The 759-nt window shown below is 46.0% G+C and carries 1 protein-coding gene and 1 pseudogene; both read left to right on the top strand.

Annotated elements, in window-relative coordinates:
• Positions 1-238 (top strand): annotated as a pseudogene (locus R7R78_RS25860) (arginine ABC transporter permease ArtQ); the annotation flags it as partial.
• A gap of 3 nt (positions 239-241) precedes the next feature.
• Positions 242-759, top strand: a 518-nt coding sequence (locus R7R78_RS25855; protein ID WP_225474584.1) for an ABC transporter permease, incomplete at its 3' end; no start/stop codon positions are given.

Genomic DNA, 759 nt, shown 5'->3' with positions numbered 1-759 from the left:
GATTCGCCATGCACTACCGGGATTTGGTAACAACTGGCTGGTATTGTTAAAAACCACCGCGCTTGTCTCCATCATCGGGCTTGAAGATATGGTGAGAATGAGCTCTCTGGCGGCTGGTACAACAAAAATGCCGTTCACGTTCTACATGGCTGTTGCACTGATTTTCCTTTTCTTCACCAGTATTTCGACGGGGTTATTAAAACTCGTTGAACGCAAATTCAGTATTCATGCGAGGTAAGTAATGGATTTTTCGTTGATTATTGAAAGCTTCCCTGTTTGCTTTCAAGGGCTTTGGACGACCGTTTGGCTGGTGGGCATTTCATTGGTGATTGGCTTGTGCGTCTCAGTTCCACTCGCCATTGCGAGAAACAGTACCAACTACGCTTTGAGCCTTCCTTCTTGGGGATTCATTTACTTTTTCCGAGGAACGCCACTGCTTGTTCAGTTGTATCTGATTTACTATGGCATGGATCAGTTTTTCCCAGTGAAAGATACCTTATGGGAACACGCGTGGTTTTGTGCTCTTGTTGCGTTTGTACTAAACACATCAGCGTATACGGCAGAGATCATTCGTGGTGCGATTAACGGTTTGCCGAAAGGCGAAGTGGAAGCCGCAAAAGCGTATGGCATGAGTAAATTTATGACTTACAAACGCATCATCTTGCCAAGTGCGTTACGCCGAGCACTACCTGCTTATTCTAATGAAGTGATCTTCATGCTTCACGGCAGTGCGGTTGCAGGGATCGTAACCATCGTGGA

It is taken from the genome of Vibrio sp. 2134-1 (assembly GCF_033339495.1).
This window is presented reverse-complemented; position numbering and strand designations above follow the sequence as displayed.